Here is a 22,884-nt window from a genome sequence, read left to right as displayed (position 1 = left end):
AATACCTTTTTAATTCTTAAAGGAAAATAAATGAAAATTTCATATGAAGATGCTGGAGTAAGTATAGACAATGGCAATGCCTTTGTAGAGGCAATAAAACCTTTAGTAAAAGAAACTTTTAATGATAGTGTTGTAGGAGGGATTGGCTCTTTTGCAGGTGCTTTTAGAATGCCAAGTGGCTTTAAAAATCCTGTAATTTTAGGTGCAACTGATGGCGTTGGCACTAAACTTCGCTTAGCTATTGATGCAAAAAAATACGACACCATAGGGCAAGATTTGGTTGCAATGTGTGTTAATGATTTAATTTGTAATTTTGCTACGCCTTTGTTTTTTTTGGATTATTATGCTACGGCTAAACTTGAAGTAGAAGTAGCAAAAGCCGTTGTGGCAGGTATTGCTAATGGATGTAAAATGGCAAATTGTGCTTTAATTGGCGGAGAGACTGCTGAAATGCCTGGAATGTATGCAAAAGATGATTTTGATTTAGCCGGTTTTGCAGTGGGAGTGGCAGAAGAAGATGAAATCGATAGAAGTAAATTTGTAAAAAATGGCGATATTTTGCTAGCACTTCCTAGCTCTGGACTTCATTCAAATGGCTATTCTTTAGCTAGAAAAGTGCTTTTTGAAAGCTTAAAACTTAAATTTGATGATAAGATAGAAGGTAAAAATTTAATCGATGTTTTATTAGAGCCTACAAGGATTTATGTGCGTGATTTTCTTGCTTTAAAGCCTTATATATCAGCCTTAGCACACATTACTGGCGGAGGTTTGGTGGAAAATTTACCACGCGTTTTACCTCGCGGAATGGGTGCAATCATACGCAAACATCATCTAAAAACTCCGGAAATTTTTTACCATATAAGCGAAGCAGTAGAAGAAAGCGAAATGTATAGAAGTTTTAATATGGGAGTTGGTTTGGTTTTAGTCGTTGATCCTTCTAGTGTAAGCAAAGTTTTAGAAAATTCAGACGCGTTTATCATCGGTGAAATCACGATTAATGAAGGCGTTGTTTTAGAGTGAGAGCAAATTATTATGATTTTTTATGTACGAAAATGTATGAAATTTTGCATGCAAAAGCCCCTAAGGATGAATTAGATTTTTATCTTTCTTATGCAAAAAAGGAAGAAAAAATTTTAGAGTTAATGTGTGGAAGTGGGCGGTTTTTATTGCCCTTTGTGGAGCAAGGTTTTGATATTAGCGGAGTGGATAATTCTGCTAGTATGTTAGAAAAACTCAAAGAAAAAACCCCTAATGCAAAAATCACAAAATGTGATATTTTAGATTTTAAAAGCGATGAGAGTTTTGATTATATTTTTATTAGTTCAGGTTCTTTATGCTTGATTACTGATATAAATGAGTGCAAAAGGCTTTTAAGAAATTTAAAATCTTTTTTGAAAAAAGGTGGAAAATTAGTCTTTGCACTTGATACTATTATGACTAGATACAAAGATGATAATGATTATAAAATAAGTGTTAAAGTCAAAACAGAACAAAATTTTGATCTCATTTTAAAGAATAAAAATCATTATGATGAATTTTCTAAAACACAATTTTCGCCTTCTATTTATGAATTATATGATAAAGATAAGCTTTTGCAAAGTGAAAAGATGGACTTTAAAATTCATCTTTATGATTTAAAAGAAATTAAAAATATTTTAAAAGAACTTGAATTTGAGCGTTTTTTTATTTATTCTTCTTTTGATAAAAAAATTGCTAAAGATGATAAAAGCGAAATGTTTTTGTGTGAATGTATTAAGTAAAGGATAAAAATGCAAAGCTTAAATGAAATTTTACTTCAAAAAAAGATAAAAGAAATTCGCTTCAAAGCCATAGCGAGTATTGTTTGTGGCTTTTTAAGTATCATTCCTTATCTTGGAGTTTTATTTGCTCTTGCAAGTTGGATTTTATTTTTTATTGTGCTTTATGATTTAAAAATTTATGGTGGCACTAAGAATTTATTTAAAAATTTGTTTATCGTTGCAGGAATTGGATTTTTTGGAATTCTTATTAATGTAAGTGTTTTATTTGCAATTCTAAAGCCTAGAATCGATATTTTTGGTGGACTTTATTTTAATGAAGATAATGCATTTTTGGCCATAGGCACTTTTTGCGTGCTTTTTTATATTACTTTGGCTTTAATTTTTCCTTTTTTTAAAGCCTTTTATTATGAAATTGCAAGAGTAACGAAGCAAAAGTATTTTATTAATGCTTTTTGGGCTTATTTTATAGGAATTTGTACTTTACCTTTATTTGGTTTGGGTGCTATAGGAGTGTTAATAGGCTATATTTTAAAGCTTGTAGCATGGATAAAATTTAAAGAATTTGACGAGCAAGAAATTGTAAATTTAGAAGAAAGATTGGCTAAAGAACAAAAAAAGGTTTTCGATTTAAAATGGATTAAAATCACAATGGCTTCATTTATAATTTTAAATTTGCTTGTTCTAGTATTTATAATTTTTCAATATTTTATATCTTTTGTTGGCCTTGATTATAACGCAGAGCTTTATATAAGAAGAACTTTATTTTATATAGCAACAATTTTAGCTTTGCTTAGCGTGTTTTTGTTTTGTAAAAAGTTAAAAACTTACAAACTTTTTATTTATTTTCTCATATGGCAAGGCTTAAGTGTTTTTTGTGACTATATTCTTTTTACTCCTCCTTCTATTATAATGTCTAAAACTGCACATGGAAGTTTGATAATAGTATTAAACCTATGCTGTATTATCCTCGCCTTTTTATTCTTTAAAACTTTAGTTCAAATTACAAAAGAAAAGCTTTTCTATCTTGTTTTTATATTTTTTACTTGCAATGGATTTGTAGCAATATGTTATACATCCTTGCTTATAACGCTTAATCATCTTGTATTTGAAAAATTATTCTTAGTAGGTATAATACTTTTTCAAGTTGCTTATTTCATTTCATTTTTAATTTTTTGGCTTAAATTAAAAGGACAAAAAAGTGTTAAAATTTGTTAAGATAGCAAAAGCGAAATTTATACAAATAAATAAAGGTAAAAATGCGAAATTTAAATGAAATTTTAGGGGGGGGGCAATCGTCTTTGTGTAGGATATTATTGCCCACATTCTATAGGAGATATGGTTGCAAGCTTAGATATGCTTTATGCGATCAAAACTATTTTTAAAGCAAAACTTGTTGTATTTGGTGCAAAAAATACTCAAAAATTATTACAAAATTTTGACTTTATAGATAATTTTGAACTCATTTCTTCATCTGCAAAAGAAAATTATCCCCAAATTATAAAACAAATCAATGCTCATCATTGCGATTATTTGATAGCTTTTCATTCTAAAAGTTTTTTGATCAAATTTTTACTTCAAAGCAATGCCAAACGCATTATAATTCGTCTTAAATGGTTGAGTTTTTTAAACTTTAGGTGTATTACAATTAATGATAGTTTTATTAAGAAATTTTTTAAAGATAAAACCATAAGAGCAAAAATGCTTTATTATGCAAGAAAAATAAATCCAAAACTTTATGATAAAAAAATCAATACTTTAACATTTAATAATCAAATTCCAATTCCATTAAAAAATAAAAATATAATTAAAGAATTTCTAATGAGCCATAATTTAAAAGAAAAAGATTTTCTCATTATCAATCCCTTTGCTATCACTACGCCTTATAATTTAAGCATAAATTGCTATATAAAATTAATTTGTAAAGCTAGTTTAAAATACAAAATAGTTATCCCAACCTTTGAAGCAGTGCATCAAAATTTCATTGATAATCTAAATTCTTTTAAAAATGCAGATAAAAATCAAATTTATATTTTTAAAAATGATGATGATATTCTAAATTTACTTGCTTTGCTTTATTTTTCAAAATGCTTGATAAGTCCTAGCACAGGAACTATTCACCTAGCTTCTAATATTAAAATTCCAAGCATAGGTTTATATCTTTATAAAGATGATTTATACTGGAAAACTTTTAATCAAAATTATGTTTTCATCTCTAAAAAGCAAAGTGATTTAAGTAAAAGCGAAAGCGAGGAAATCATAGAAGAAGTTTTAAAAAGATTGGATGAGTTGATGAGTGATTAAATAGAAATTTCATAATATTTTGCAAATTGCTTAAAAAATATCTCATAAAATTGCTATTGCACACAGATGATTAAAAAGAAGAAAATATAGGAAAACCTATGGAATTTTATTTAAAAAATAAAAAAGAATTTAAAAAATTTGAAGTAAAGAAGGAAATTAATCCTTCTTTTTTATTTTAAAATTTCTTTTTCTTTGCATCCTCTAAAATATTATTTGCAATCGTACTAACACTATTAGAAATAATAGAAGAATCATTAGCAATCTTTACATTTTCTTGAGTAACATTTTCTATGTGAGCAACTGCATCATTAATTTGAGTAATGCCTATGGTTTGTTCTTTAATACTTTCTGCCATATCATTAATTGATTGAACAAGTAAATTTGCATTTGCTTCTATTTCACTTAAAGATTTTTGAGTTCTCTCTGCTAGTTTTCTAACCTCATCGGCCACAACCGCAAAACCTCTTCCGTGTTCTCCAGCTCTTGCGGCTTCTATAGCAGCATTTAATGCTAAAAGATTAATTTGATCAGCTATATCTCCAATAATACTTGTAACATTTTTAATTTCTTCACTTTGAGTAATAACATCACTTGTTTTTTGTGACACATTTTGCATTGAAGAAGTAATTTCTTCTAAAGCAGCAGCTGTTTCTTCTAAAGATGCGGCTTGAACATTTGAACTTTTATTTAAATCCCCAACCGCTTGTTGAAGTTTTTCAGACTCACTAGAAAGTAAATGAGCAAATTCTAAAGAAGCTTTTAGCATTTTGCGGATTTCATCGCCAAGTATATTAGTTACAATCTCAACTCTACCTTGAGCATTATCAATGCTTGTGGTAAAATCTAAATTTGTATAAGAATCAAATACCTTATTAAGAGCTGGTAAATCCTTGCATACAGCAGAACAAATAAGATCTAGCAACTCATTAACTGAATTTCTAAGTTGATTTAATTGAGGATTTGAACCTGTTGGAGTAATTCTTTTTGTTGGATCACCTGACTTAGTAATTTCAATAACCTCAAGAGCATTTTTTACTAATTCTTCATCTTGTTTTAAATTACTTTCTGTTTTTTCTATATTATTATTAATAGCCTTAGCTATCACACCAAATTCATCATTACTCGATATATTAAGCAATTTTGGATTCTCTTTGGTTTCATGATTCAAATAATTAAAGAAGTGCAATAAAACATCTTTAATTTTTTCTAAGGGACTAATGAGTTTTTTAATAAAGAAAAATAATATAATCAAACCAATCAAAAGTAAAGTTATCGATATACTTGTAGCATATAAGAAATTATCTCTGATGCCACCAACATAATCTTTCTTTGCTACAGAAGCTACTATAGTCCAGCCAAAAGGAAATTGTTTGTAATAACCTATTCTTTCATATCCTGTCATATCAATATATTCAAAACTACCTTTTTGTGAAGTTTGAAGAAGTTTTTGAAGTTGAATTTCTTGTGGATACAATTCTTTATGCGCAACAACCTTAGGATCTGCATGAGAAATAATTCTACCCGTAGTATCGGTGATATATACATCCAAGCTAGGAAGTTGTCTTCTTTTGAAATTTACAAATCTTTCCTGAAAACCTTCAATAAAAATATCAAAACCCAAAACTCCAATAAATTGTCCATTTTTTATCAAAGGATAAGTGATAGTGGCAACACTTTTTCCAGCATTCGCTCCAGAATTTGATTCATAAACAGGGGTAACTATACTTTTTAAGCTTTGTTTGGTTTGTTTATACCAATCTCTTTGTCTAAAATCAGTAGCAGTACGATCCCAGTTATTAGAAAGCTCTTTGCGTTGTCCTTCATCTTGTATAATAATATCTCCATTTTCATAAGCAATAAACATTGTTGGATATTTAATAAGATTTTGAGTTGTAAGAAGAATTTGTCTTTGAGCAATAATATTTTGATGATCCATAGCTAAAATTTCTTTTGCAATGGCTTCTAAATGCTGTTGAGCTTCAATATTCATAGAAATATTTACAGTTGTATATGAGGCATCCAAAACCCCTCTTTGTATACTTCCATATAGATTCATAACTTCATTTGAAGTGGATTTATAATTAAAGGTACTTAATACACCTATAATTACAACAAAAACGATTACAATAAGTAAAATCAACTTACTTTTTACACTTCTTTGTTTCATAATATTTCTCCTCGATTATTTCATACAAAAACCAAAAACAATTATATTACATTTTTATAAATTAAAATATTAAGTAATAAATTTTTTCATATAAAAATAAATATAAAACCTTAAAAATTTTAAAGATTGTTTTTATTAAAATAGATTAAATAGGAAAAAAGAAACAAAATGCAGTGGGATGCAACTCAATATTTAAAATTTGAACAAGAACGCAATGTGGCAGTTTTTGATTTGATTAATAAATTTGAAAATCAAAGCAATATTAATAATATTTTGGATTTAGGCTGTAGTCCTGCAAATAGCACTCAAATTTTACAAAATTCTTTTAAAATGCTCAAATTTTAGGCATTGATAATTCTTTGGATATGCTTGAAAAAGCAAGAATCTTAAAAATTATGATTTTGCTAAGTTTGATATTAACTACGAACTTTTAAATATACAGACTAAATTTGATCCTATATTTGCTAATGCGAGTATCCATTGGATAGAAAATCAAAACAAGCTTTTCAAAGAACTTTCAGAGCTTTTAAATAAAAATGGTATTTTTGCAGCACAACTTCCTTTGATCAAAAATTCGATTTTTCATCAAAATTTAGAAACACTTACACAAAAATATGGCTTAAATTCTAGGATATTTTATGCTTTAGAGCCTTATGAGTATTATGATATTTTACAAAATTATTTTAAAGAAGTTGAAATTTGGCAAAGCACTTATTATCATATTTTATAGAATTTCGATGAAGTGATTAAGTGGTATAAAGGCTCTGGACTTCGTCCATATTTAGAAAAACAAAGAATTAAAAGTAAAACTTGCACCTTTTTTCCACCACAAAAAGATAATAATGTGCTTTTGTCTATGCCAAGATTGTTTTTTGTAGCTAAGATATGATTTAGTTTGTGTTTTCAAATTTATCCAAATACTTAATTTGCCAAAAGATCATCAAATATAATACCGTCAATTTTAGTTTTTCATCAAGCTTAGGTGAAAAAGCTGTAGTTTTCATCGCAAAAATGCTAAAATAAAGTAAAAATGGGATTTTAAACTAGAATTTTTAAATATTGAGAAATATCAAAGAATAAAGGAACAGAGCTCCTTTATTCTTAAAATCAGATTTTTTTAGTTTTTGCATCCTCTAAAATATTATTTGCAATCGTACTAACACTATTAGAAATAATAGAAGAATCATTAGCAATCTTTACATTTTCTTGAGTAACATTTTCTATGTGAGCAACTGCATCATTAATTTGAGTAATGCCTATGGTTTGTTCTTTAATACTTTCTGCCATATCATTAATTGATTGAACAAGTAAATTTGCACTTGCTTCTATTTCACTTAAAGATTTTTGAGTTCTCTCTGCTAGTTTTCTAACCTCATCGGCCACAACTGCAAAACCTCTTCCGTGTTCTCCAGCTCTTGCGGCTTCTATAGCAGCATTTAATGCTAAAAGATTAATTTGATCAGCTATATCTCCAATAATACTTGTAACATTTTTAATTTCTTCACTTTGAGTAATAACATCACTTGTTTTTTGTGACACATTTTGCATTGAAGAAGTAATTTCTTCTAAAGCAGCAGCTGTTTCTTCTAAAGATGCGGCTTGAGAACTAGAGCTTTGATTTAATGTTTCTACGGCTTTTTGAAGTTTTTCAGACTCAACAGATAAAAGATTTGCAAAATTTAGAGATGCTTGAAGCATTTTGCGGATTTCGCTACCTAAAATATTTGTTGTGACCTCTACATTCCCTTTAGCATTTTTTACCTCTGTGCTAAAGTCAAGTGCTTTATAAGACTCAAAAACTCTATGAATTTCATTTGTATCAGATCCAATTTTATGTTCAAAAACACTAAGCATTTCATTGAGTACTTTTTTAAGTTCCATAAGTTGCGGGTTGCTAGGTTCTGCTGTAATTCTCGCAGTTAAATCCCCTCTCTCTACAATACGAACAGTATCTACTGACTCTTTTACAGCTTGATTATCTTTCTCAAAACCAGACTGAGTTCGTTGAATGTTTTCATTAATCATTTGTCCCATTGAACCCAATTCATCATTAGCTCTAATTTTTATAGGTTTAACTTCTACCTTTTCGTGATTTAAAAAACGGAAGAAAGTTTGCAGAGAATGTAATACAATAGGAAGTCTATTGCCTACAATAACCTTAACAAAATAATAAACAACTACGCCAACAATAATCAAAAATACAACAGCTGCAAGTAAAATAAGTTGCTGTAATTTATATAGCGGAGCTAATACTGATTCTTTAGGTGCGGTAACTAAAACACTCCATTTGCTTGAATTTCCATAAGTAGCAAATGAAGCAACGCTGGCATAGCCAGGTACGCCTGCTATAGTAGTGTAATTATCAAAAATTTCATCTTTTTGCCCTTTGATAGCTTCTAATACAGGTTTTATACTTGGTGTATTATTTAACTCTCCCATATTCTTTAGGATATATGAAGAGTCTTTATGAATAGCAACTATTGCTTCATCGGTTAATAAAACTCTTAAATCCCCTTCATAAAGATCTAATTTCTTATCAAGAAAAACTTCGGAAATTTTTGTAAGATCTATAGTATAACCAAAGATACCTACATACTTACCGTGTTTAGTAAAAACCGGAAAGCCAACATTGATACCCAAAAATTCTTTACCGTTAAAATTCATTTTCACAGGAGCACCAAAATATACAGTTGAATGGTCATTGTACTTGGCTTTTTCCTCGATTTCTTTTACAACTTTGTAATTTTTAAAATTGTCATTAAATTGTACCGATACTATACCACTATATGCACCTGTAGCTTCATCGGCAAACATTATACCAAAACTTCCACTTGGACTTTTATATTTCTTATCCATGGATTCTGCGCCTGATAAAACAGAAGGATCAGTAAGATATAAAAAAGTATAAGTAGAATACTCTGCGGTACTGTCAAAAGTATTTTTCATTATAGTTTCAACAGTTCTTAAATCCAAAGAATCTTCTTCCTCTAAAAGTTTATTTAGAGTGTTTCCAACTCCTTGAGTTAAAACAACTGTTTCATTAAAAGCCGCACTTATATAATTAACATATCGTTTGGATGCTACTGAAATTACGCTTTTAGCTTCTCTTTCCATATTTGAAGCAACTTGAGAAGTTACAATCATAACAAAGGCTATAATCCCTATGAAAACAACTGCAACAACAGATAAAACTAACTTTGAACCAATGTTTAAAGATTTAAAAAACATTACTTTGTCCTTATTTAAAAATTTTTATATACAGATAAAAAATATATTCTAAAATATAAAAACTTAAAATGGGTATAAAATTTACATTAAGCTGATGAAACAAAAATTTTAACAAATAGCATTAAAATAAAATTGATTAATTATACAATTATTGTATAAAAATATTAAAAAATCATTTGATAAAATAATCCCCATTAAAACTAATTAAAGAATACTCCCTTTCATCTCCAATACTTTGTGTAAGTTCTTCTATACTTAAAAAACTTAGCGTATCAGCTTCCACATACTCACGCACCTCTTCAGCATTTTTATTTGCACTAATAAGTTCTTCAAAAGTAGGCGTATCAATACCATAGATATCTGGAAATTTAATTTCAGGGCATGCAATAGCTAAATGAATTTTACTTGCCCCTGCAGCACGAAGCAAAGAGATGATTTTTTTAGAAGTTGTTCCACGCACCAAGCTATCATCCACAACAACAATTTCTTTACCTTCTAAAACCTTATGCATAGGATTAAGCTTTAATTTTACTTTTAAATTTCTGAGTTCTTGAGTGGGCTCAATGAAAGTTCTTCCTACATAGTGATTTCTAACTATCGCCATTTCAAGTGGAATTTTTAAATACTGTGAAAAGCCAATTGCAGCACTCACTCCACTATCTGGCACAGGCACAACAAAATCAGCCTTATGTATGAATTTTTTCGCCAAAGCTTCGCCCATTTTTTTGCGTATTTCATACACACTTTTGCCTTCGATAATGCTATCAGGTCTAGCAAAATAAATGTATTCAAAAGCACAAATTCTAGGTTCTTGTTTAAAAAGCTCTATGCTTTCAAATTTATCATTTCCTTGTGTAAAAATAAGCATTTCTCCAGGCTTTACATCACGTATAAACTCAGCTTCTATCAAATCAAAAGCACAAGTTTCACTCGCAACTATATATCCACCATCTTTTAAACGCCCTAAAGATAAAGGACGAACCCCATAAGGATCTCTAGCCACATAAAGCTTATCTTTACTTGCTAGGATAAAACAATACGCTCCTATGCTCTCTTTCAAACTTTCAATAAATCTATCTTTCAAGCTTTCTTTTTTGCTTCTTGCGATTAAATGGATAACATTTTCTGTATCCATATTGGTTTGAAAAATTGCTCCATCTTGAATGAGTTTTTTTCTTATTTCTTCTTTATTAACTAAATTTCCATTATGCACTAAAGCAATATCGCCTAAAACACAATTTGCCGCCACAGGTTGAGCATCATTTAAACTTGAATTTCCTGCTGTAGAATAACGATTATGGCCTATAGCAATTTCACCTTCAAGGGTTTTTAAATTATCAGGGTTGAAAATTTGGCTCACTTCGCCTTTGGCTTTAATGGTTTTAATGTTTTTACCATTACTTACACTAATTCCACTTGCTTCTTGTCCGCGGTGCTGCATAGCAAAAAGAGCGTAATACGCATAAGTGCTTGCATTTTTTGAGTTAATAATTCCTACAACTGCACACATTTTAAATTCCTAAAAAATCATTAATTGAATAAAATTTCGGCTCCTGCTTATTAAGCCAAATCGCAATTTTTATTGCACCTTTAGCAAAAGTGGCTCTTGAAGTTGCAGTGTGATTTAATTCCAAAAACTCACCATCTTCATAAAAGCCTACAGTGTGGCATCCTACTATATCACCACCCCTTAAACTCATCACTGCAATTTCATCTTTTTTTCTCTCTCCTATAATGCCATCTCTTCCACTTATCCTTACTTTTTCCAAATCCAAATTCCTAGCCTTTGCAACGCTTGTAGCCAAAGTCATTGCCGTTCCACTTGGCGCATCTTTTTTATGACGATGGTGCATTTCTAAAATTTCTATATCAAAATTTTTAAGCATAGCACTTGCCTTGCTTGCAAGATAATTTAAAACCGCAACTCCCAAAGACATATTGGTCGCATAAAAAACAGGCATCACTTCACTCGCACTTTGCATTAAACTCATGGTTTTTTCATCAAGTCCCGTTGTGCCAATCACTAAAGGTTTCGGCATTGTTCTTGCATAATTTAAAAGCTCATGTGTACCACTTGAAGATGAAAAATCAATAATCACATCGCTTTTTTCAAAAAGCTCCTCTAAATTTCCCCCTTTATCAAAAAGCACAGTTGCTTTTGCTTCGCTTTCGTTTTTTAAACATTCTTCAATTTGCTTTCCCATACGCCCATTGGCACCGTAAATTCCTATATTTATCATTAGTTCCCTCTATTGTAAAAATTAAAATTCTAACATTTGTTTTTTTATTTTATGATAAAAATTTAAAACTTTAAAATATTTATTTTATGAAGAAATTTAACAATACCGAGAATCAAAAATCCTAGAAAATCTAGGATTTTTAATCAGTCCAAAACATAAAGTTTATTTTCATTATTTTGATAAGAAAGTATATTAATTTTTCCATCTTTAAAGAAAATACTTCTTGCATTAGTGATAGAACTTGGGAAAGCTATGGTTTTTACTACCGCTTCTTTAGCTATATCAATCACTGCAATTACATTGTGATTTTTACTTAATGCATAAATTTTACCATCTTTATAAGTCATAGAAGTTACATAAAGATCACCCAAAGTTTTACCTTCTTTTAAGTCCGCTTTTGGAGTAAATTCCGCTGAAAGAACGCGGTCTTTTAGAGAAACTTTAGAGATTACAAAAGTTTTCGCATCTTTATTATTTGGCACGGTTGCAAGATAAAGATAATTATCATCTGTAGTCATACTTGCTACATGGTTAAATTTGGCTCTAACAGTATCAAGTCTTCCACGACCCAAGTCTTTTCCTTGACCTTCAAATTTACCATTTCCTTTTATAAAATCTGCATATTGTAAAGCTTCATCGGCATTTGGATTTTTTGCAAATCTTAAGAAAGATTTATTTGATCCCATAAGAATGAATTTATCTCCCATATAAGGGATAATACCTATAATTGGATCAATAGTTGCTGAAAAATAAGGATCAAGCACAAAGCTTTCTTTTACCTTAAATTCATCATTTAAAAATACCACATCCCATTTTGAACTCGCTACAAATTCATCATTGATATAATCAAGCGTATTGATAGCTTTATCAAAATTAATGGTTTGCTCACTAACAATTTCTAGCTCATCATTAATTTTTGCAAATGGAGCATTGTTTATATCATTATCAAAACTAATGCCTAATTTTTCACTTGCAGGCGCAAAAGCATAATCAGGAGCTTTAACATCGCGTTTTCCTAAGAAAGAAATTTCTTGCCAGCTTTTACTCCAACCCGCATCTGACCAAATGATATATTTTGGATTTAAGCTAAATCTTACCGGATCGCCTTGTCCGCTATAAGGAGGAATACCTGTACTTACAAAAGCTTGAAAAACATTTGAAGCTACAATGAAAGCAACAATAACCATGGCAGATAAACTCAATTTATTAAATTTTCTAAATTTTTCTCCATTTAATTCTTTATCAAAGCAAGCAAATTTAGGAGCAAAAGCAAAAATTACGCCTAAAAGTAATATTACAGCCCAAAATACTACTTCAGCCCAGAAATAAGTATGAAGCCCAAAAACCGCCATACCAAAACCTTGATCTAAGTCCCTATGTGCATGAGAGCTTATGTGATTAAAAGACTGCCACAAACCAAAAGCAGTAGCGATTAGTAAAAACGCTAAAAATTTACCTTTTAAACCATAGCGAACAATAAACAGAGCAGCCACACCTATAAAAATCATAGATTCTCTTTGTCCCCAACAAGAAGTACAAGGACTATCGCCCATCATATAACCAAAAACTAAATTTGCAATTCCAACAGGCAACAAAATAATCAAAAGTCCTGCCATACACATTAAAAAATAAAAAATTCTAGTTTTATTAACATCACACATAGTCTATCCTTATAAATTCATTAAACCTAAAATTGCACCCGATTTTCGACCCAAATAATCAAAAACCATAATACACCAAGCAATTACTATCAAAGAAAAAGCAAATTTTTCTTTTTCAGGTTTTGCTATCATAAGAATAATAGCGATTAAGATTAATAAAAGCTCTAAAAATTCCATTTTTTCCTCCTTTTTTAAAGGCGTAAGTGTAACTAAAAAACTATAATTTAAGCTTAAGGATTTCTAAATCATAAATCAGAATTTTATAAAGTTCCACCGCCAACAAAATATCTTTCAACATCATTAAGTAGTTTTTCACATATTTTAGAATCTGTGTTTTTTTCAACGATAAGATTGATATAAGTTTTTGTATCCCTAAAACTTCCGGCAGATTTGACATTATCTCTTTCAAGTTTTTGACCTTCTTTGGTGTATTTGATATTAATATTAAATTTAAATACCGAAGTGGCCTCTCCTAAATTTGTTTCAACCACAACATTCATTTGAGATGCTTTAGACAGAGTTGCTTGGGTTTTTGAGATGATTTCTTTAAATCTTTGATAAAGTCTAATAAGATCACGAATAAATCGATCTTCGAAGTTTTCATAGGCAATTTTTAACTTGGTTTTAATCTCCTCACTGCTGCCTTTTTCCGGTGCAACAAAAACCATGTAAAAACCATTTTTTATATCAACTTTATCGCTTTTTGCATCTCTTCCACCAGACATAACTTTAACATAAATGGCATTATCAAGATAAATTCTATCAATCATAGGACCATAAATTTCATACTCTCTGCGTCTAATTATAACTTCTCTTGCTATAACATTAAGCTTTACATTTGCCTCATGTATGATAGGCTCCATTTCCTTTTTAATCTCAAGCATTTCTTTTAGCATAATCTTTCCTTGACTAAAATCTTAAACATTATAACAATTCATTTCTTAAATTTATTTACCAAAAATTCAAAATCTTACAAGACATAGGGTGTGCTTTGATAAACATCGTAATTAAGCCAATTTTGAAAAATTGTATTAGCACAAGAACGCCATTTAAAAACAATTTCTCCTTTAGTATCATAATAATTTTTTGGTTTTTGTTTCTTTCCATCTCGTTTAAATTCAAAATCCAAAGTATCTTTGCTGTATTCAGGATGCCCTAAAATGAAAATATCTTTTTTATCCCTTGCTATGCCCACGCCAACTTCATCACTTCTAAGCAAAATTTTTAAATCTTTACAAGATTTAATTTGTTTCTCATCCATTATAGAATGCCTAGAATGCGGAAATTCTACTCTTTCATCTAAATTTGTTAAAATTAAATCCTTATCCACAATATTATGTTCAAAAACACCAAAACATTTTTGTTTCAAAGGCTTTTTTTCTATACCATAAAAATAATAAAGCCCACTCATTGCACCCCAGCAAAGATACATTGTGCTTGTTACATTGTACTTTAGAAAATTAAAAATTTCCACCAATTCATCCCAATACTTCACCTCTTCAAAGCTCATCTGTTCCACAGGAGCACCCGTTACGATGGCCCCATCAAATCTTCTAGTTTTAATTTTGTCTAAACCTAGATAAAATTTTTCAAGATGAGATAAAGGGGTATTCTTACCCACATAACTTTGGGTTGAAATAAAAGTGATATTAATTTGCAAAGGCGAATTTGCCAGCAAAGATAAAAGTTGATTTTCGGTTTGAATTTTTGTTGGCATCAAATTTAAAATCAAAATTTCTAAAGGTCTGATATCTTGCGAATTTGCTCTTTGTGTGTCCATCACAAAAATACTGTTTTTAAGTACTTCAAAAGCAGGCATTTCTTTTGGAATGATTAATGGCATCGTAACTCCTTTTATAAAAAATTGATTTGTTAAATTTAACTCTCAATGGCTTGTTTTAAATCGCTAATAAGATCTTTTGCATCTTCAAGACCTATGCTTAGGCGAATGGTTGATTTTGTGATACCTGCGGCTTTTAATTCCTCTTCGTTAAGCTGAGAATGCGTAGTACTAGCAGGGTGGATAAGCAAAGATTTAGAATCGCCCAAATTAGCGACAATTTTAAAAATTTTTGTGCTATTGCAAATTTTTTTAGCATGTTCGAAATCTCTTGCTTCAAAGCTTAAAAGCCCACTAGCATAAGAATTTGTAAAATATTTTTTAAGCAAAGAATGATAAATATTTGTTTCTAAAGCGGGATAACTCACGCTTTTAACCTCACTGTGCGAATTTAAAAATTGAGCGATTTCTAAGGCATTTTGGCTGTGTTTAATGATCCTTAAATTCAAAGTTTCAAGTCCTTGTAAAATTAGCCATGCATTTTGTGGAGACAAGGTCGCACCGATATTTCTTAGCCATTCAGTAAGAATGCGTATGCTAAAATTTGGCAAGTTTAAATTCGCATAAATTAAACCATGATAGCTAGGATCTGGTGTGTTAAAAGCGGGATATCTTGGATTATTTTTAAGCAAAGCATTTAAATTTTTTCTCTCAATCACCACACCACCTAAAGCATTGCCTTGGCCGTTAATGTATTTGCTTAAACTATGGACAATCACATCAACTCCAAATTCAAAAGGTTTATGCAAAAATGGAGTTGCGACTGTATTATCACAAATAGTAATGATATTGTATTTTTTAGCAATGGCAACAATTTTTTCCACATCAGCAACAGCAATCTGCGGATTTGAAAGGCTTTCAAAAAATATAGCTTTGGTGTTTTGATCTATTTTTTCCTCTAGCGTGTTTAAATTATCAATATCAAATTCTCTCGCTTCAATGCCAAAACGCTTAAGTGTATATTGTATCAAAGTTTGAGAGCCTCCATAAATTTTATTTGAATACAAAATATTATCCCCATTTTGCGCACAATTAACCAAAGAATAAAATACCGCAGCTGTTCCACTTGCCGTACAAACCCCAAATTCTCCACCTTCAACCGCAGCTAGACGATTTTGCAAAATATCGACAGTAGGACTACTGACTCTTGCATAAATATTGCCTAATTCTTGCAAAGAAAATCTTGCCGCGGCCTGCTCGGAGCTTTCAAAACTAAAAGCTGTGTTTTGATAAATAGGCACGCTAATAGTTCTTTGAGTATCAAACTCGTATCCTGCGTGCAATGCTAAAGTATTTTGTGAGTAATTTTGTGTATGATTTGACATTATTTTTCCTTCTATGAAAATTAATACAGCTTGAGGCTTAAGCCCAACAAAAGACGAAAACAGTTATCAAAATGTGATAGAAATAAATGTAGAATCAAGCGCACAAGGCGCACATCATAGAAGATAGATTAGAAACGAAGCAAACAATAGTTTTTAAAATTGATAAACTCATTTTTTCTCCTTTTCTAAAATTAAACTTAAATCAGATTATACTTGTGTAAATATTAATTTAATCTTAAAAAATAAAGAAAAATTCAGGCATTATTTTTCGTGTGAAAATTTGAAAAACAAATCATACTTTTTTTATCTTAATTAAACAAAGTTATGATATTATCCTAATTTTTAAGCTTAAAGAAAATATTTGAAATATTTTTTGCTTAATTTATAGTTTCTTGAAAGGACTTTTATGAATGAATCATTCTTCGGACATTTTTTAATGATTTCTAAGCCCCAAACTTTAGTCGTTTTAGCTATTATTTTTGTTATCTTTTATTTTCTTAAAAAAATGAGAGATTATAAAATAAATTTTTCATTAAGAATGCTTATAGCTCTTATTATAGGTATTGGTCTTGGTTTTATTTTACAATTTTTAGCTGATTTTCCGCAAAAAAACACAGATATCATTTGGTATAATGAAGTCAAACATTGGCTTTCATTTTTTAGTGCTGTGTTTGTAGCCTTTATCAAAATGCTTGTGATTCCACTGGTAAGTGTGTGTATTGTGAAGGTTATTATAGAAATTGATAAAAATATTAAAATTTCATCTCTGCTTAGCATTAGTCTTTTTTGGATACTTTTTAGCACCGCCATTGCTGCAGCTTTGGGAGTTGCTTTGGCTTTTTATTTTGATTTAGGAAGTGCTTTTACTCACAGTGAAAATACAAGCAAAATCAGAGAAATTCAAAGCTTTTCAAGCATTATTTTAGGATTAATCCCTAGCAATATCATTACTGCAATGAATAAAGAAAATATCATTGCCATCGTGATTTTTGCTTTTTTTATCGGAATTTGCGCGAAAAAAATTTCCAAAAAAGAAGAATACGAACAAGTATTTAAAAGCTTTGAGAATTTTATCCTAGCTTTTTATGGTTTGATGATGAGTATGACAGCCATTGTTATACGCTTTATGCCTTATGCGGTAGTTTGTATGATGAGTAATGTTTTACTAAGTAATGGCTTTGAAGCGATTAAAACAGCAGGAATTTTCATCATACTCATTTATACAGCAATGTTGATCATGTTTGGGGTGCATTTTTTACTTCTTCTTTCACAAGGTTTAAACCCTATAATTTACGCACGAAAAGCCTTTAGCGTTTGGCTTTTTGCCTTTAGCTCAAGATCTTCTTTAGGCACTTTGCCTTTAACGGTTTCAACCTTGCAAAATAAATTCGGCGTAAATTCCGCAGTTGCGAATTTTGTCGCTTCTATAGGTACTACAACAGGACTTAATGGTTGTGCGGGGTATTTTCCTGCTATGGCTGCTGTATTTGTGGCTTTAGGGCTTGGAGTGGAAATTGATCTTAGTTTTGCCTTGATGGTTGTACTAGTAGCGATTTTAGGCTCTTTGGGAATTGCCGGAGTGCCTGGAAGTGCCACTATGGCTGCTTCTATTATGCTAAGTGGGATTGGTTTTGGGGATCATTTTGTGATGCTAAGTCTTATTTTAGCTATCGACCCTATCATTGATATGGCACGCACCGCAAGCAATGTTTCAGGAGCTATGACTTCAGCCCTTTGCACTGCTAAAAATTTAAAAACCTTAGATATGAGTATTTATAAGTCTTAAATTTAAGACTTATAAAAACAGCGCAATCAATGAGCCCACAAAGAGTAAAGAACCATTGTAAAAAATAAAAGTAGGAATACAAGTATCCTTAATATGATCGTGGTTATTATCAGCATTTAAACCCACACTAACACCTAAAGTGGTTTCGCTTGCTGGGCTTCCTGCATCTCCTAAAGCTCCTGCAACGCCTAAAATAAAAATGATTAAAGCTGGATTAAAACCAAGTTGTAAGCAAATAGGGCAAAAAAGTGTTGCAATGATAGGAATTGTCCCAAAAGAAGTTCCTATACCCATAGTAATGATAAGACCTATAATAAGCATAAAAAAAATAGCTAAAAATTTAGAATACTCCATCCAAGGCACAACAGAGCTTACCAAAACATCCATAGCTTTGCTTTGATTTAAAACCTCACCATAACCCGCAGCCACAAGCATTACAAAGGCTATAAAGCCCATCATTTTAATGCCATCATCAAAAACAAAATTAACTTTTTTATACTCGACTCCACCCAAAATTACCATTAGCAAAAAGCCCAAAAGTCCTGAAAGTGGTAAATTTAAAGTGATGATTTGACACACTAAGGTTAAAACAAGCCCAGCTAAAACAGCCCATTCTTTGCGCGTCATAGCCAGTTTATCAAAATCCATATTTGCAATTTGTGTTTCTTTGTATTCTCTTGGTTTTCTATAAAAAACAAAAACCGCCAAAAAAAGCCCCACAAGCATACAAATAACAGCAAAATACATGGTATTAGTAACATCTTTAAGCTCAACTAAAACGCCATTTTTTACCAAATTTTCAACAAGTAAATTTTGAAAAATCAAACCATAACCCAAAGGTAAAATCATATAAGGCGTTGTAAGCCCAAAAGTCAAAGCGCAAGCTACAGCTCTACGATCGATTTTAAGCTTGTTAAACAAAGCAAGCAAAGGTGGAATTAAAATCGGCACAAAAGCCACATGGATAGGCACTAAATTCTGAGAAAAACAAGAAAGTAAAGCCAAAGATAAAATAAGTAAATATTTTTTATGTGAAATGAGATGACTTACAAGCTTGATTAAATAAGCAGTTAAATGCGTTTTTGAAATCGCAGCAGCTATTGCACCAAGTAAGATATAACTTAAGGCTGTTTTTAAATTCCCCTTCATACCCTCAATCAAAACATCCATAGTATGAAGCATGGTAAAATCAGACAAAAATCCAGCAACTAAAGCTGCAACCAAAAGGCTTAAAAGCACATTAAAACGGAACAAGCAAAGTAAAGTCATCACCACAACACTAATGATGATGGGATTAGTTAGTAAAGTCATTTGCATCCTTTAAAATTCAAAAATTTTAATTTTAAAAAAAACTTGATTAAATGGGGCTAAAATAAATAAAATTTGTGTTTTGCATTGATTAAAATTAACATTTGAACTTACTGCTTGCTATGTTATGAAAAGATAAAGTGGATGCTGGGCCACCTTTTTGTTATATTAAACCCCTCGTCATGTTGAGCATAGCGAAACATCTCTACCCATTTGTTTTATCAATTTTGTGTATTATTAAATATTTTGATAAAATCACGATTTTAAAAATTTTCAAAGAAAGCTTAATTATGGATACAAATATAAACAAAATCACGGGGGGGGGTATTGAGAAATTTTACCTTTATCGCCAGCTCATTAATACTTGCTCAAAGTCTTTATTCGCAAAGCGAAATTGAAATAGAAAGAAAATTTTTAGATCAAAACACTTCACAAAATCTTAACACCAAAAACAAACAAAGCTTAAATGAAAATACAAAAAATCCTTTTATAAAAAAACACAGAAAAAAATTCAAAAGAAGTAATATTTACAAATGAAACCGCTTTAATTGATTTAAATATTGCTACACAAAATTATGCATCTAAGTTTACCAATGCTGTCGGCATATATACACCAAACCAAAAAGAAATAGATGGGCAAAAAGTTACTGTAAATTTTACACAAGATAAGAAAGTAAATGTGATGCGTGCTGCATCAGCAGATGCTGGGGAAAATTTTGAAGTAAATGATGCTGTATTAACTAACAATGTTCTTGAAATTAATCTAGCAGATAACACGACAATTGAAGTTGCAGCAGATGAGTTTTCTTTATACAACTATGGTGGAGAGATCTCTGCGGCTAGTTCCACATCAGGTGTAATAGATAACAATACCGTTATAATCAAAGGAAATTTAAAGAATATTAACAATATTGGAAGTGCTGGTGTGCTAAAAACAGGATTAATAACTGGAGGATCATCTAATGTAGGAGCAGATGCTCAAAAGGAAACCTCGCTCAGTGGAAATAGTGTTTTAATTGACAATGCTGTTATTCAAAAATCAGATACTGCATATAGTTTTGGAATCTTTGGTGCGTATACTTATTTAGGTATCCAAAATAATGACAAGGACTATGTATCAAAGTTAAATGATAACAAGGTTATCATAAACAATTCTGCAATAGACGCAGATGTATCGGTGCAGCATATTCATGGTCTGTAGCCAATACAGGAGAAAAAGGTCATTATGGGTCAAAAAATAACCTTTTTACAATAAACAACAGCATAGTAAACTTCAAATATGAAGGTTTTGGTGCAAACTATGGTTTATATGGTGGTCAAGATTCTGGTAATAAAAGCATATCTCAAAATAATAATGTTGCGGTAAATAATTCAACTTTAAATATTGAGATGGATTCAACCGCATTTTAAGTATACTCAGTAAGATATGGAAATGCATCTTATAATAATAGTGTAAACATTAGTAACTCTACAATAAATGTGAGTGATACTGATGGTAATGCAAACTCTACATTTGCAATTGGTGGTAGCAGAAGTAGAGTGGAATCAAACAATAATAGTGTAAATATTATTGGTTCAAAGATTATTGGTGATTCTGCTTTATTTGGCGCCTTTATGGCTGTAAATATTGATACTTCAATTTACTCATATGAAGAACCTCAAGGCTCTCAGCCAAATGTAAAAGGAGCATCTAATAATTCTTTTATTGTAAGAGACTCCGAGATCTCTGGCGGATCAATAATGGCGGTAAGATATTCTCATAACGAAGCAAATGCCGGTGATCTTTCTAATGCTCCCTACGAGCACAATAGCGTTGAAATTTCAAATTCTAAATTTGATGGCACAGATATATTCGGTGTAAGGATATGCACTTATAGCGCAAGTGATGATAGTTTTACGGGCTATGAAGGCTATGGTCAGTATAACACCGTAACCATAGGCGAAAATGTCACAAAAACAGATGGAAGTATTTTAGATCTTAATAATCTTTATGAGGGCTTTGCTAAGGATATGTCTAAAGCTTATCTTGGCAACACTCTAAATCCACATTCTTTGGTAAAAACCAAAAATTTTGGTGGTTTTCAGAATTTAAATTTTTTCATCAACGATAATATACTTGATGATTTAAAAAATGGCCAAGCCTTTATAAGTATAACAGGCGAAAATTCCACGAAGCTTCACAGCAATGTAAATAATAGCGAATTTGGCAATGCAAAAGAGAGTGCAAATACCAATATCACTCTTCTATGTAAATATAAAAGAAGGTTTAGAGAGTTTTAGTGGGCAAGATTTGATTTTAATTTCCAATGAAAAAGGCATTAGTAGCCCTGATGGAAAGAATTTCACTCAAGAGCAACTTGACTCTTTAAAAGAACAAGGCAGTGTGAGAAATTTAAGATCTTTTTATAGCTTAGAAACTCTAAATTCAAGCGACTATGAAATCATGGTAAAAGACACGGATCAAGATGGTATTGATGAAGAATTGGTGATTAATATCCCAAATGGTGAATTCCAGACATTGACACAGATGTTAATCCTCAAACCAAAAGCTTTTTAGAAAGCACTTTATCTATGTATACAACCTTAATCCATAGTGATGATTTAATCACTTCCACAATACAAGCAGATGAAAAACATTTCAGACTTGATTCGGATACAAGATTCTTTGCCAATACTAAAGGAAGTTTTATCAAATACAACACAGGTTCTTATATAGATATTAATACCTTATCGTCTGTATTTGGTTATGTAAAAGAACTTGAAAAATGGAATTTGGAAAATTCTTTATTCATAGAAACAGGTTTTAGCGAATACACAAGTTTTAATGATACTTATTTAGGCTCTGTGTTTAGCAATGGCAAGCATAGGTATTTAGGCTTGGGTTATTTTGCAAAGAAAAATGATTTATTTAATCAAGAAGGTTTATACACTCAAGGTTATTTTAAAACAGGTGTTATTAAAAACGAATTTAGCGTAAATACTAGCATTTACAATCTTGACTTAGATCTTAGCTCTGCGTATTTTGGGACAAGTTTGGGACTTGGTTATATTAAAGAGTTAAAAGAAAATATTTTAGTGGATCTTTATGTGAGATATTTTTATGATTATATACAAGGCGGAGAGGTTAATACTAGCGATAATGCTAAATTTGATTATAATGCTTTAAATACTCATAGAATTCAAAGCGGATTAAGACTTTCTTGGACGCTTATCCTTTCATAGGTTTAGCTTATGAAAATGTCTTAAGTGCCAAGGCTAAGGGAAGCAT

At 30.7% G+C, this 22,884-nt stretch carries 22 protein-coding genes and 2 pseudogenes; 13 read left to right on the top strand and 11 right to left on the bottom strand.

The window, feature by feature from the left end; translation table 11 throughout:
- Positions 1–30 precede the first annotated feature (30 nt).
- The 4 genes from purM to ELQ16_RS06670 all read left to right on the top strand — a co-directional run bounded on the left by purM (position 31) and on the right by ELQ16_RS06670 (position 4,061).
- On the top strand, positions 31–1,020 hold the full coding sequence (purM, locus tag ELQ16_RS06685) for a phosphoribosylformylglycinamidine cyclo-ligase (RefSeq protein WP_134238776.1): 990 nt from the start codon (positions 31–33) through the stop codon (positions 1,018–1,020).
- Positions 1,017–1,760 (top strand): bifunctional 2-polyprenyl-6-hydroxyphenol methylase/3-demethylubiquinol 3-O-methyltransferase UbiG, encoded by a 744-nt coding sequence (locus ELQ16_RS06680; protein WP_208335079.1) that lies wholly within the window; start codon positions 1,017–1,019, stop codon positions 1,758–1,760. The genes purM and ELQ16_RS06680 overlap by 4 nt, the downstream gene beginning before the upstream one ends.
- A 909-nt stretch (positions 1,761–2,669) precedes the next feature.
- On the top strand, positions 2,670–2,975 hold the full coding sequence (locus ELQ16_RS10565) for an accessory regulator AgrC (RefSeq protein WP_407919969.1): 306 nt from the start codon (positions 2,670–2,672) through the stop codon (positions 2,973–2,975).
- Positions 2,976–3,095: 120 nt separating this feature from the next.
- Positions 3,096–4,061: a glycosyltransferase family 9 protein gene (locus tag ELQ16_RS06670; protein ID WP_134238774.1), complete on the top strand. Its 966-nt coding sequence runs from the start codon at positions 3,096–3,098 to the stop codon at positions 4,059–4,061.
- 175 nt (positions 4,062–4,236) lie between these two features.
- On the opposite strand, the gene ELQ16_RS10560 is transcribed toward ELQ16_RS06670, so the two are convergent.
- Positions 4,237–4,677: a methyl-accepting chemotaxis protein gene (locus tag ELQ16_RS10560; RefSeq protein ID WP_407919968.1), complete on the bottom strand. Its 441-nt coding sequence runs from the start codon at positions 4,675–4,677 to the stop codon at positions 4,237–4,239.
- 735 nt (positions 4,678–5,412) lie between these two features.
- Positions 5,413–5,997, bottom strand: a pseudogene (locus ELQ16_RS10555) (cache domain-containing protein); the annotation flags it as partial.
- A 399-nt stretch (positions 5,998–6,396) separates the two neighbouring features.
- On the opposite strand from ELQ16_RS10555, the gene ELQ16_RS10025 reads away from it, so the two are divergent.
- From ELQ16_RS10025 to ELQ16_RS10020, 3 genes and pseudogenes are all read left to right on the top strand, one after another.
- Positions 6,397–6,573, top strand: a complete 177-nt coding sequence (locus ELQ16_RS10025) for a hypothetical protein (protein ID WP_166739668.1) — start codon at positions 6,397–6,399, stop codon at positions 6,571–6,573.
- 43 nt (positions 6,574–6,616) lie between these two features.
- Positions 6,617–6,958 (top strand): annotated as a pseudogene (locus ELQ16_RS10420) (methyltransferase domain-containing protein); the annotation flags it as partial.
- A 12-nt stretch (positions 6,959–6,970) separates the two neighbouring features.
- Positions 6,971–7,117 carry a hypothetical protein gene (locus tag ELQ16_RS10020; RefSeq protein WP_166739667.1) on the top strand — a complete coding sequence of 49 codons (147 nt, stop codon included), beginning with the start codon at positions 6,971–6,973 and terminating at the stop codon, positions 7,115–7,117.
- 218 nt (positions 7,118–7,335) lie between these two features.
- On the opposite strand, the gene ELQ16_RS10415 is transcribed toward ELQ16_RS10020, so the two are convergent.
- From ELQ16_RS10415 to ELQ16_RS06620, 8 genes are all read right to left on the bottom strand, one after another.
- Entirely contained in the window at positions 7,336–9,456 is a 2,121-nt protein-coding gene (locus ELQ16_RS10415; RefSeq protein ID WP_134238771.1) for a methyl-accepting chemotaxis protein, read from the bottom strand.
- 172 nt (positions 9,457–9,628) lie between these two features.
- Entirely contained in the window at positions 9,629–10,966 is a 1,338-nt protein-coding gene (purF, locus tag ELQ16_RS06650; RefSeq protein WP_134238770.1) for an amidophosphoribosyltransferase, read from the bottom strand.
- A 1-nt stretch (position 10,967) separates the two neighbouring features.
- Entirely contained in the window at positions 10,968–11,696 is a 729-nt protein-coding gene (gene dapB, locus ELQ16_RS06645) for a 4-hydroxy-tetrahydrodipicolinate reductase (protein ID WP_134238769.1), read from the bottom strand.
- A gap of 143 nt (positions 11,697–11,839) precedes the next feature.
- Positions 11,840–13,357 (bottom strand): disulfide bond formation protein B, encoded by a 1,518-nt coding sequence (locus ELQ16_RS06640; protein WP_134238768.1) that lies wholly within the window; start codon positions 13,355–13,357, stop codon positions 11,840–11,842.
- A gap of 9 nt (positions 13,358–13,366) precedes the next feature.
- Positions 13,367–13,534, bottom strand: coding sequence for a dihydroneopterin aldolase (locus tag ELQ16_RS06635; RefSeq protein ID WP_134238767.1), 168 nt, complete (start codon positions 13,532–13,534; stop codon positions 13,367–13,369).
- 83 nt (positions 13,535–13,617) lie between these two features.
- The gene (locus ELQ16_RS06630) at positions 13,618–14,253 is read right to left on the bottom strand and encodes a hypothetical protein (RefSeq protein WP_134238766.1); all 636 of its coding nucleotides are present in this window, start codon (positions 14,251–14,253) and stop codon (positions 13,618–13,620) included.
- Between the two features lie 74 nt (positions 14,254–14,327).
- Entirely contained in the window at positions 14,328–15,200 is an 873-nt protein-coding gene (metA, locus tag ELQ16_RS06625) for a homoserine O-succinyltransferase (RefSeq protein ID WP_134238765.1), read from the bottom strand.
- Between the two features lie 35 nt (positions 15,201–15,235).
- Positions 15,236–16,522, bottom strand: a complete 1,287-nt coding sequence (locus ELQ16_RS06620; RefSeq protein WP_134238764.1) for an O-acetylhomoserine aminocarboxypropyltransferase/cysteine synthase family protein — start codon at positions 16,520–16,522, stop codon at positions 15,236–15,238.
- A 406-nt stretch (positions 16,523–16,928) separates the two neighbouring features.
- Here ELQ16_RS06620 and ELQ16_RS06615 point away from each other — a divergent pair, with 406 nt between their 5' ends.
- Positions 16,929–18,308 (top strand): cation:dicarboxylate symporter family transporter, encoded by a 1,380-nt coding sequence (locus ELQ16_RS06615; protein WP_134238763.1) that lies wholly within the window; start codon positions 16,929–16,931, stop codon positions 18,306–18,308.
- Between the two features lie 9 nt (positions 18,309–18,317).
- Here the strand turns inward: ELQ16_RS06615 and ELQ16_RS06610 are convergent, their stop codons facing one another.
- Positions 18,318–19,625 (bottom strand): SLC13 family permease, encoded by a 1,308-nt coding sequence (locus tag ELQ16_RS06610; RefSeq protein WP_134238762.1) that lies wholly within the window; start codon positions 19,623–19,625, stop codon positions 18,318–18,320.
- A gap of 318 nt (positions 19,626–19,943) precedes the next feature.
- On the opposite strand from ELQ16_RS06610, the gene ELQ16_RS06605 reads away from it, so the two are divergent.
- From ELQ16_RS06605 to ELQ16_RS06585, 5 genes are all read left to right on the top strand, one after another.
- A complete protein-coding gene (locus tag ELQ16_RS06605) occupies positions 19,944–20,153 on the top strand; it encodes a hypothetical protein (protein ID WP_134238761.1) in 210 nt (69 codons plus the stop codon).
- 145 nt (positions 20,154–20,298) lie between these two features.
- Positions 20,299–20,817, top strand: coding sequence for a hypothetical protein (locus tag ELQ16_RS06600; RefSeq protein ID WP_134238760.1), 519 nt, complete (start codon positions 20,299–20,301; stop codon positions 20,815–20,817).
- Positions 20,818–21,095: 278 nt separating this feature from the next.
- Complete coding sequence (locus ELQ16_RS06595) at positions 21,096–21,896, top strand: hypothetical protein (RefSeq protein ID WP_134238759.1); 801 nt, start codon at positions 21,096–21,098, stop codon at positions 21,894–21,896.
- Positions 21,838–22,173, top strand: coding sequence for a hypothetical protein (locus ELQ16_RS06590; RefSeq protein ID WP_134238758.1), 336 nt, complete (start codon positions 21,838–21,840; stop codon positions 22,171–22,173). The genes ELQ16_RS06595 and ELQ16_RS06590 overlap by 59 nt, the downstream gene beginning before the upstream one ends.
- 14 nt (positions 22,174–22,187) lie before the next feature.
- Positions 22,188–22,838, top strand: coding sequence for an autotransporter outer membrane beta-barrel domain-containing protein (locus ELQ16_RS06585; protein ID WP_134238757.1), 651 nt, complete (start codon positions 22,188–22,190; stop codon positions 22,836–22,838).
- Positions 22,839–22,884: the final 46 nt, after the last annotated feature.

Source organism: Campylobacter sp. US33a, assembly GCF_004378855.1.
Taxonomy (GTDB): Bacteria; Campylobacterota; Campylobacteria; order Campylobacterales; family Campylobacteraceae; genus Campylobacter_D.
This window is presented reverse-complemented; position numbering and strand designations above follow the sequence as displayed.

Bases quoted from the DNA above. Each gene is read 5' to 3' on its own strand.
- purM (WP_134238776.1), top strand. From the start codon at position 31: ATGAAAATTTCATATGAAGATGCTGGAGTAAGTATAGACAATGGCAAT.
- ELQ16_RS06600 (WP_134238760.1), top strand. From the start codon at position 20,299: ATGCGTGCTGCATCAGCAGATGCTGGGGAAAATTTTGAAGTAAATGAT.
- ELQ16_RS06635 (WP_134238767.1), bottom strand. From the start codon at position 13,534: ATGGAATTTTTAGAGCTTTTATTAATCTTAATCGCTATTATTCTTATG.
- ELQ16_RS06610 (WP_134238762.1), bottom strand. From the start codon at position 19,625: ATGCAAATGACTTTACTAACTAATCCCATCATCATTAGTGTTGTGGTG.
- ELQ16_RS06670 (WP_134238774.1), top strand. From the start codon at position 3,096: ATGGTTGCAAGCTTAGATATGCTTTATGCGATCAAAACTATTTTTAAA.
- ELQ16_RS06630 (WP_134238766.1), bottom strand. From the start codon at position 14,253: ATGCTAAAAGAAATGCTTGAGATTAAAAAGGAAATGGAGCCTATCATA.
- purF (WP_134238770.1), bottom strand. From the start codon at position 10,966: ATGTGTGCAGTTGTAGGAATTATTAACTCAAAAAATGCAAGCACTTAT.
- ELQ16_RS06615 (WP_134238763.1), top strand. From the start codon at position 16,929: ATGAATGAATCATTCTTCGGACATTTTTTAATGATTTCTAAGCCCCAA.
- ELQ16_RS10565 (WP_407919969.1), top strand. From the start codon at position 2,670: ATGTCTAAAACTGCACATGGAAGTTTGATAATAGTATTAAACCTATGC.
- ELQ16_RS06585 (WP_134238757.1), top strand. From the start codon at position 22,188: ATGTATACAACCTTAATCCATAGTGATGATTTAATCACTTCCACAATA.
- ELQ16_RS10415 (WP_134238771.1), bottom strand. From the start codon at position 9,456: ATGTTTTTTAAATCTTTAAACATTGGTTCAAAGTTAGTTTTATCTGTT.
- metA (WP_134238765.1), bottom strand. From the start codon at position 15,200: ATGCCATTAATCATTCCAAAAGAAATGCCTGCTTTTGAAGTACTTAAA.
- ELQ16_RS10560 (WP_407919968.1), bottom strand. From the start codon at position 4,677: ATGCAAAATGTGTCACAAAAAACAAGTGATGTTATTACTCAAAGTGAA.
- ELQ16_RS10025 (WP_166739668.1), top strand. From the start codon at position 6,397: ATGCAGTGGGATGCAACTCAATATTTAAAATTTGAACAAGAACGCAAT.
- ELQ16_RS06620 (WP_134238764.1), bottom strand. From the start codon at position 16,522: ATGTCAAATCATACACAAAATTACTCACAAAATACTTTAGCATTGCAC.
- ELQ16_RS06640 (WP_134238768.1), bottom strand. From the start codon at position 13,357: ATGTGTGATGTTAATAAAACTAGAATTTTTTATTTTTTAATGTGTATG.
- dapB (WP_134238769.1), bottom strand. From the start codon at position 11,696: ATGATAAATATAGGAATTTACGGTGCCAATGGGCGTATGGGAAAGCAA.